The organism is Atribacteraceae bacterium, from assembly GCA_035477455.1.
Classification (GTDB): Bacteria; Atribacterota; Atribacteria; order Atribacterales; family Atribacteraceae; genus DATIKP01.
In genome coordinates this window covers 1-8,051 of the sequence record DATIKP010000064.1, presented here as the reverse complement: position 1 = coordinate 8,051, position 8,051 = coordinate 1, and the positions used below count along the sequence as shown (strand labels likewise).

7 protein-coding genes are annotated in these 8,051 nt (G+C 48.7%); 4 read left to right on the top strand and 3 right to left on the bottom strand.

Going from position 1 to position 8,051, the window contains the following annotated elements:
* Positions 1 to 90 precede the first annotated feature (90 nt).
* The gene (locus VLH40_03895) at positions 91 to 1,032 is read left to right on the top strand and encodes a ribokinase (GenBank protein HSV31150.1); all 942 of its coding nucleotides are present in this window, start codon (positions 91 to 93) and stop codon (positions 1,030 to 1,032) included.
* Between the two features lie 16 nt (positions 1,033 to 1,048).
* Here VLH40_03895 and VLH40_03890 read toward each other — a convergent pair whose 3' ends face one another.
* Positions 1,049 to 1,735, bottom strand: a complete 687-nt coding sequence (locus tag VLH40_03890; GenBank protein HSV31149.1) for a CPBP family glutamic-type intramembrane protease — start codon at positions 1,733 to 1,735, stop codon at positions 1,049 to 1,051.
* Positions 1,736 to 2,093: 358 nt separating this feature from the next.
* On the opposite strand from VLH40_03890, the gene VLH40_03885 reads away from it, so the two are divergent.
* Entirely contained in the window at positions 2,094 to 2,597 is a 504-nt protein-coding gene (locus VLH40_03885; protein ID HSV31148.1) for a rubrerythrin family protein, read from the top strand.
* 15 nt (positions 2,598 to 2,612) lie between these two features.
* Positions 2,613 to 3,011, top strand: coding sequence for a class II SORL domain-containing protein (locus tag VLH40_03880; GenBank protein HSV31147.1), 399 nt, complete (start codon positions 2,613 to 2,615; stop codon positions 3,009 to 3,011).
* Between the two features lie 302 nt (positions 3,012 to 3,313).
* On the opposite strand, the gene VLH40_03875 is transcribed toward VLH40_03880, so the two are convergent.
* The gene (locus VLH40_03875; GenBank protein HSV31146.1) at positions 3,314 to 4,960 is read right to left on the bottom strand and encodes an AarF/ABC1/UbiB kinase family protein; all 1,647 of its coding nucleotides are present in this window, start codon (positions 4,958 to 4,960) and stop codon (positions 3,314 to 3,316) included.
* A 769-nt stretch (positions 4,961 to 5,729) separates the two neighbouring features.
* Between VLH40_03875 and VLH40_03870 the strand changes: the two genes are divergently transcribed.
* On the top strand, positions 5,730 to 6,746 hold the full coding sequence (locus tag VLH40_03870; GenBank protein HSV31145.1) for a LacI family DNA-binding transcriptional regulator: 1,017 nt from the start codon (positions 5,730 to 5,732) through the stop codon (positions 6,744 to 6,746).
* On the opposite strand, the gene VLH40_03865 is transcribed toward VLH40_03870, so the two are convergent.
* The gene (locus tag VLH40_03865; protein ID HSV31144.1) at positions 6,735 to 7,784 is read right to left on the bottom strand and encodes an SIS domain-containing protein; all 1,050 of its coding nucleotides are present in this window, start codon (positions 7,782 to 7,784) and stop codon (positions 6,735 to 6,737) included. The two genes, VLH40_03870 and VLH40_03865, sit on opposite strands and share 12 nt — an antisense overlap.
* Between the last annotated feature and the right edge of the window lie 267 nt (positions 7,785 to 8,051).

Sequence of the window (8,051 nt, the reverse complement as noted above, 5' to 3'; positions counted from 1 at the left end):
TATGGCACTGGCTTGTCCAAGTTAAGTATAATATAAATGCTAACCCGACTTAGAGTCAGAGCATTGACAAGCGTGATAGAGGAGGAACCGATGAAACCTTCCATTCTGGTGATTGGCAGTATCAACATGGATTTGGTCTTGCAAGCCGAACGGATTCCACAGGCCGGCGAAACTTTTTTTGGTCAAGCCTACCAATACATTCCAGGTGGTAAGGGTGCCAACCAGGCGGTCGCCTTAGCCCGGCTGGGAGCATCGGTTACTTTCGTCGGGCGGGTGGGCAATGATACGCAAGGCCTGCGGCTTCGGGAAGGTCTTGGACGTGAGGGAATCGTCACCGATTTTTTAAAAACCGACCAGAAAACGCAGACCGGATTAGCGGTCATAATGGTCGAGGAAACCGGCCAAAACCGTATCCTGGCTTTTGCCGGTGCAAATATGGCGATTCAGGCCGATGATCTTTTAACCGCTTTCGAAAAACCATATCAGGCAGTTACTTACAACCTGGAAATCGACCAATCCATTGCAGTGGAAACCTGCCGCATAGGCCGGAAGAAAGAAATACCTATCATTTTGGATGCCGGTCCGGCCCATCGTGATTCTCTCCAGGGGATAGAACATCTCGAAATCCTGAGCCCCAACGAAACGGAAACTTATGCTTTGACGGGAATCATGGTTTCCGGATCCCAGGAGGCATACGAAGCAGCGCGCCGGTTGGTGGGAGCTTGCCCGGCTCGCTATGTGGTTATTAAAATGGGTGAAAAGGGTGCGTATCTATATCACGACGGCCAGGGCGAGTTTTTCCCCGGCCACCGGGTGAGGCCTGTTGATACCACCGCGGCGGGGGATGCCTTTACCGCGGCGATGACCATAGAATATCTGCAACGCGGTGATATTCGTGAAGCGATTCGCTTTGGGAACCTGGTAGGCGCTTTGAGCGTGACCCGGCTGGGGGCTCAGCCTTCTCTGCCGACCCGCCGGGAGGTGGAAGCATTTGAACAAACGCTGTGCCGTCAACAAGCCATCGATCCATGAAGGAAAAGAATGTGGTTTACAGAATGCAAAAAATATCCAAAAGAACGGACACCGATAAATGAAGGAGGAACACCGGAAAAAACGTTTTTGCTTCGAAAGCGAAGATCCCCATCCCCAATCCACCGACGATGGATATCAGGTATTCCGGTTTACCCCGGTGAAGCAGGGTGAAAATGATCAGTTGCACCAGGATGGCGTAGCGGCCCATCTTCTTCGCCAACCCAAACAGGAGAAATCCCCGGCAAAAAAACTCCCAGACATACATAGTGACTGCAACGAAACCTTGAAAAACAAAGAATTCCTGAACGGACTGGGCCGCCGGTCGATACATGGGATAATAATCACGATAGCCGGGAGACCGGGAAACAATAAATGCCCAGCCAGCGCCCAGGCCCAATAAAACCAGAAACCAGGGACCCCATTGCCGGATCATCCCGAATCCACCGCCCAAATCCTTCCAGGGAATGCGGCAGGTTGCCGCATTGATCGCCATAGGTACGACAAGAAACCATAAAGCTGTAATCAGCGAGTTGTTGAACACCATTCTTTCACCGGAAAAAAAACCGAACCACCGTTCTTGAAACGATATATCGTATAGCACAACCGCCATGATCCCGGTTATAATGACCGTACCTTCCCGGGTCGCGAGCAGTTTCCAGTACTCCCTGGAAAGCTCCTTGATCATGCATAGCGGATTGTTCATTGCATCACCCCCCTGTCATTATTCATTCTCATTTTACCCGATAATATCTTCCCGGGGGAAACTATAGAGCGACCTCGTAACGGCTACAAGAGCCATGCACTTTTATCATATTTTACGATAGAATGAATAATCAATGGAGATCAAAAGCGGGTGTTTCGCAAATGTTGCCCTGATATACCCGAACAACGTGCTCTAACAAACGGCATGGATAAAGCACCGGGAAGGAATATTTTCCTTTAATATCTTGTTTAAGAAAAATCAGAGGATGGGATAAGGTGAAGATGGGATATAAATATCTATGTCTTCCATTGCTGATCATCCATCCCTGATTACTATTATTTATAGGGGAGGTCGTTGTATGCACAAAATGACCGAGGAATTTTTGGAAACGGCGTTCGCCGGAGAGTCACAGGCCCATATGCGATATCTGATTTATGCCGATATCGCAGAAAAGGAAGGAAAACCCAATATCGCCAGGTTGTTTCGGGCCATTTCTTATGCAGAACAGGTACACGCCACCAACCATTACCGGGAACTGGGAATGATCAAAAAAACTCCGGATAACCTAGATGTCGCGATTGGTGGGGAGACATTCGAAGTTGACGAAATGTACCCGGTTTATAACAATGCGGCTCAATACCAGAATGAAAAGGGCGCCGTCTTGTCCACTCATTATGCCTGGAGCGCTGAAAAGATCCATGCCCAAATGTACACCGATGCGAAGATCAAAGCTCTCGACGGCCAGGATCTTTCTATCGGCACTGTCCATATTTGCCCGGTTTGTGGATACACCGCGGAGGGCACAGCGCCGGATAACTGTCCGGTGTGCGGAGTGAAAAAGGAAGTTTTTAAATCATTCTAAGAAAGGAGATCGGTCATGGCCAATTTTGGTGATCTATTCCAAAAGGCTGATTGGAAATCAGAAAAACATGTCCCAGTTCTCGAAGGACCGGATGCGGTCAAAAAAGGAGAATTTGCTCATTTTTCAGTCAGCGTAGGGAAGGAGATTCCGCACCCAAATACTACGGAACACCACATTCGGTGGATCAGCGTCTACTACCATCCCGAAGAAGCCAAATATCCTTTTGAAGTCGCCCGGTTCGATTACGCCGCCCATGGAGAATCCACCCAGGGTGCCAACCAGGGACCGGTGTACACCGCACCGCACTCCTGTTTTTCAATTCGGCTGGATCGTCCAGGAACCCTCTGCGCCACATCATACTGTAACATTCACGGTTTGTGGCAGTCGGAAAAAAGCGTCGCCACCCAAGCGTGATTCCGGATACAGCGGGGAGAAAACGATCTCCCCGCTGTGCTGTCCATTAGAATAAAACCGGCTTTGCCTCGGCCCAAGGGTCTCTTCCCGGGGGATGACAGCGAAGTCCGAGATCGGCGTCACCTCCGGAATCGCTGAACAGGCGTTCGACAGCGAAGACGACATGTTAAGGGACCGGGGTGCGTAAGTACGCGATTTTCGCCTCCTCGCAGGTTGTCCACGGCCGGATTCCTATTGTACGCGGATTTCGGCAATGCCGACTGGTTAACTCCTCCGCGTATCTGCGGAACGATGGATATGCGTTACCGGTGCCGGAACAATTCGACCAACAAGATGATCCCCAACCCCGCCGCGACGACATATCCGAACATCCCCAATATGCTCAAAACCCGGAGATAGGGAAAATTAGTATAGATCAATGAAGAACCAATGAGGAGGGACCCCAGGATGATGCTCAGGGATAGACGCGTGCCCGTTATTTCCAGACGCCGGTTAATGTTGTCGATGTCTTTGATTTCGAAGTGGACATTGAATCGGCCGGATGCCAGTTGGGTTAGAATATCGTGTGCTTTTTCAGGGAATTCCTGGAGTAGAATCTGCCAATCAAGGGCATAATTCTTGGCCTGTTTGGTAAGATTGTCGAAGCTCATGAAGTGAATGAGTACTTTTTTCAGAAATTTTTCCAGATAGGGTGCGATGGTGAACCCGGGATCCAGGCTCATTCCGGTTCCCTCGGCAACGACAAGGGCGCGGAGCATTGCCGATAAGTTCACGGGAAAGCGTAAACGGTGTTTTTGAAATATGTAAAAGAAGTCGTTGACCAGGTTGCGAAGGCTCAATTCCCGTAAATCAGCAGTGATGTAGCGCTCCAATACCTCGTTGAACTCAACCCGGAGAATGAAGGGAGACTTCACAGAAGTTAACAGAAATCCTTCTTCGAGAATGCTCACCACCCGTGAAGAATCTTTTTCCAGGGCTGCCAGGAGCAAACGAACCATATTTTCCCGGGTTTCTCGATCGACTGTTCCGACCATGCCAAAATCCAGAAACACAAGTTCTCCGGTTTTCTTGATCATGACATTCCCGGGATGAGGATCGGCATGAAAAAAACCATCGTTAAAAATCATTTTCAATACTGCTTCGACACCCCGACAGGCCAAAGCATGACAATCGATATCCCCCAGCTGACATAGGCTCATTCGCGAGATCCGTTCACCCTCGATCAGTTCCAGCATGAGAACCCGTCTCGTTGTATAGTCGCGGTAAACCTCGGGGATATAGACTTCTGGAAACCCGGAAAAATTTTCCTTGAATTTTTTTGCGTTGATCGCCTCATAGAGAAAATCGATTTCACGTAAAATAATTTTCCTGAATTCATGGTAAATTTCCGTTGCGGAAAATGATTCCGGAATAATATGCAGGCGGCCAGCCAAGGCGGTTAAATAGCTCAAGATCTCCAGGTCGGCATGTACTTGTTCTTCGACTTTAGGCTTTTGAACCTTCACTGCAACCTTCCGCCCGTCTTTGAGGGTGCCCTGATGTACTTGGGCAATAGATGCCGAAGCCAGTGGGACCGGATCGAGATTGGAAAAAACATCGGCCAGAGGATGGCCGAGTTCCTTTTCTATGACCTCGCGAATTTGGCTGAAATCGACAGGGGGGGCCTTGTCCTGAAGCTTCTTCAACTCCCGACAGTACTCTTCGGGAAGAAGGTCGATCCGGGTGCTCAGGATCTGCCCAAGCTTGATAAACGTAGCACCGAGTTCTTCAAGAGCCAGTCGGAGATTGACCTGGGGGGGGTTCAGCCGGGTTTTTCGCTGCGGATACAGTCTTACTTGCTCAAAAAGATGATAACGGCGGAATAACAAGCGAAAACCATACCGGGACATAACCCGCATGATTTCCCGAAAACGCTTGAAATTCCTGATCCGGGGATAGAAAACACTCATCGCACTCTCTCGGTTATTCCAGCTCTTTCTAAAAATCCGTTGACCAAGCCTCGAATTCTGGGTACAAGACCCGCCGCCCTTTGAATTCTGGCAAACTGGATAAATTCATCCTGAGGTAATTCCCAAGTCATAAAGAGCCCCAAGCCTCCAGATTTATTTCAAGCGGCACTTTTTCCCTCCGGTATCCCCGAAAATTCATCTTCAAAATCAGTGTGGCCATCTTTCGAGAGCTCTATTCTTTGTATTCCCCGACTTCGGGTAATACGTTCCACTCGCTTGTTTCTGTGGCCTGCTGATCGACGCTCAACCGGTTCTGCTGTCTCCAGTCTTCTCACCATCCTCCCCTGCTTATCCATTATAACGGAGCGGACAGGGCATGGAAAGCCAGAAAAACCAGTCTAAGGAAGACAATTCCACTCGCTCTCATAGTTGATTATTTCGAATAGTTCTCTACCGGAGTCTCTTTTCGGGTTTACGTTTGATTTACCTGCCGAAAGCAATCAAAAATCCTGGAAATATACTTGCATATAACCTCTCGGACGATCGGTTGAAAATAAATGAGAACCGAGGACTGTACATTCCTAAAAAATAAGATAAAACGGTGGGAACTATTTATGAGAAAATAAATAAATTTAGTGCAAGTATAAGCCAATATCGTTAAGGCTTCACCTTGTCTCAAACAAGAGTCAACCAGTCGGTGCCCGACGGCAGCGAGCAAGAAAATAGAGGATGGGATGAAGTGTTTTTTACAGAGAGGGAGGCTTCGATCATGAAGGTAACCATTGAAGATATTGCCCAGCGAGCCGGGGTTTCCAAAAGTACTGTTTCCAACGTGCTCAATAACCGGAAAAACAAAGTCGGCCAAAAAACCTGGGAACGGGTTTTAGGAATTGCCGAAGATATCGGGTATGTCCCCCGAAGAAATATTCGGCCGAACGCCGACCGAAAAACCAAACGCATTGCCTTGGTCCTTTCCGAAGCCTCAAGTGAAGCAGTTCAATCCGGATTCTTGTTCCCGGGCTTTTTCAGCGGGGTGGCTGACACCTGTAATAATTGGAAATATCAGCTGCTTATAACCACGGCGCCCGATCATCAAATCCAGGATTATTTTTTCGAAGAACTCGCCGATCACAGTCAAGTTGACGGGTTCATTCTTCCGGAAATCAGGCGGCGGGATTACCGGATTAAAATTCTCAAGGATCGGAAAATTCCTACAATTTGTGTTGGAAAGCCCGAAAGCAATCAAAAACGGCAAATCGACTGGGTTGACATTGATTTGGAAAATCTGGTTCGTGAAACCATTGAGCGGCTTATCGATCGTCAACTGACACCGATCGCCTATCTGGGCTTGAGCCGTCAACTGGTCAAGACCAGCCAGGAAGAAAGAGGCTATATCCTGGCCCATGAGAAAAAAGGTTTAATGTATCAGCGAGAGCTCCTTGTGCATTGCGATCGTGACGCCTACCGGGCGAAAAAGCTCACCCTGGAACTTTTGAAGCACCGGCCCCGGATCATCTATACGGGAAACGAAGTCCTGGCCATGGGATGCTATGAGGCCTGCCTGGAGTCTGGACTATCCATCCCCGCCGACATCGGGGTCGTCAGCACAATCGAAAGCAAGGTGGCTCAATGCCTGAAACCGTCTCTCGCCGGTATCGACCGGAAATCCTATGAGCTTGGATTACACGCCGGAGATTATCTGATCAAATTGATCGAAGGCTTTCTGGAAGAGACGGTCCATGTGTATCTGGCCTCGGGGATATCCAACGGCGAGTCACTCCCGTGAGGTCGTTTTGCTGATTAAATAAGCCGTACCCGGTTCAATGCCTTTCTCTTCCGCCAGATAATACGACAAAAGCTCCAGGGGTATAATGGACAGGAGCGGTCCAAAATACTCATCGGGGAAGCGCAGGGAAAGAACTTCATGAGCTAGTCCTGCTTTTGTATCGCACTGGCCGATGAGAAGTACGCCGCACTTTTTTTCCAATAATTCGGAAGCCAGTGCGCACATAATACCGTTGGTTTTCCCAGGAAGAGCCAGGACGATAGCCAACATCGGCTTGAAAGCAAGTTCCAAGGGTCCGTGGCGAAACTGGCCTCCGGTAAAGCTCATAAATGGTTCTTTGGCGCATTCGTAAAAACACAAACAACCATGCCATGCCGAGCTCAAGGCCGGTCCCCGGGCGATGATTGCCTTAGTCTGCGTACCCCGGGTAAACTCGAGATTTCGCAAGGTCCTCCTCGCCCATTCAGGCGCACTCTGAATCACCCTATCCGCCTCCTGAACCAGGAGGTCAAAAGCCAGTGCAGAATCAAGAAAACGCTGTTTTTCGCCAACGAGAGCCATGGCCCACAAGTTGGCCACAGCAACCATCGAGGAATGTGTCTTGGTGGATGTAATCGCCCGTTCCGGACCGCTCATGATATCGATGATTTCATCGCAGGAACCGCCCAGTGCGCTATTTGGATGTGCGGTCACCCCGATCAGTCTCGGCCGTTTTTTCGGTAGCGACTCCACAATTTTCAGAAGCTCATATGATTCTCCGGACTGTGAAAAAAACAGTAGCGTGTCATCCTCCCGCAACCCATCCAAACCATAATGGAGGAGTTCCGACGCATCGATCCAATTGACCGGGAACCCTCTTTCCAGAAGGCGCAAGTAACAGGGATAAGCAGCGAAAAGTGAACTCCCCATACCGGTGAGAATGATTTTTCCGAACACTTCCTTGTTCCAATACCTGAAAAAGTCTTCATTTATATACTGATCGCGTATTCTCCCAAAGACATCCGGTTGTTCCTGAATTTCCCGATAGAGCTGATCCATATTAGTTGCCTCCATCAATACAACAATTTCAGTTATCGATATTCATTTCATTCCCGATGACACCATAAGGCTGCCGGAAAATTCTTTAAAAAAATCGCCCATTGGATTCGTCCAGGAACTCTTAAAGCACATTCTTCTTATCATAATTATCCGGATGGGTCAATCTATGAGTCTTTCTTTTTATCTCATCTCCAATTCATTGTGTAATCTAAATATGATTCTACTGCAATAAGTAATTCTGCTGCAAAAAAACGAAGGAAGCCTGGG

What these genes read in the sequence shown, in the direction of transcription:
- VLH40_03895 (HSV31150.1), top strand. Translation starts at nt 91, where the DNA reads ATGAAACCTTCCATTCTGGTGATTGGCAGTATCAACATGGATTTGGTC.
- VLH40_03890 (HSV31149.1), bottom strand. Translation starts at nt 1,735, where the DNA reads ATGAACAATCCGCTATGCATGATCAAGGAGCTTTCCAGGGAGTACTGG.
- VLH40_03885 (HSV31148.1), top strand. Translation starts at nt 2,094, where the DNA reads ATGCACAAAATGACCGAGGAATTTTTGGAAACGGCGTTCGCCGGAGAG.
- VLH40_03880 (HSV31147.1), top strand. Translation starts at nt 2,613, where the DNA reads ATGGCCAATTTTGGTGATCTATTCCAAAAGGCTGATTGGAAATCAGAA.
- VLH40_03875 (HSV31146.1), bottom strand. Translation starts at nt 4,960, where the DNA reads ATGAGTGTTTTCTATCCCCGGATCAGGAATTTCAAGCGTTTTCGGGAA.
- VLH40_03870 (HSV31145.1), top strand. Translation starts at nt 5,730, where the DNA reads ATGAAGGTAACCATTGAAGATATTGCCCAGCGAGCCGGGGTTTCCAAA.
- VLH40_03865 (HSV31144.1), bottom strand. Translation starts at nt 7,784, where the DNA reads ATGGATCAGCTCTATCGGGAAATTCAGGAACAACCGGATGTCTTTGGG.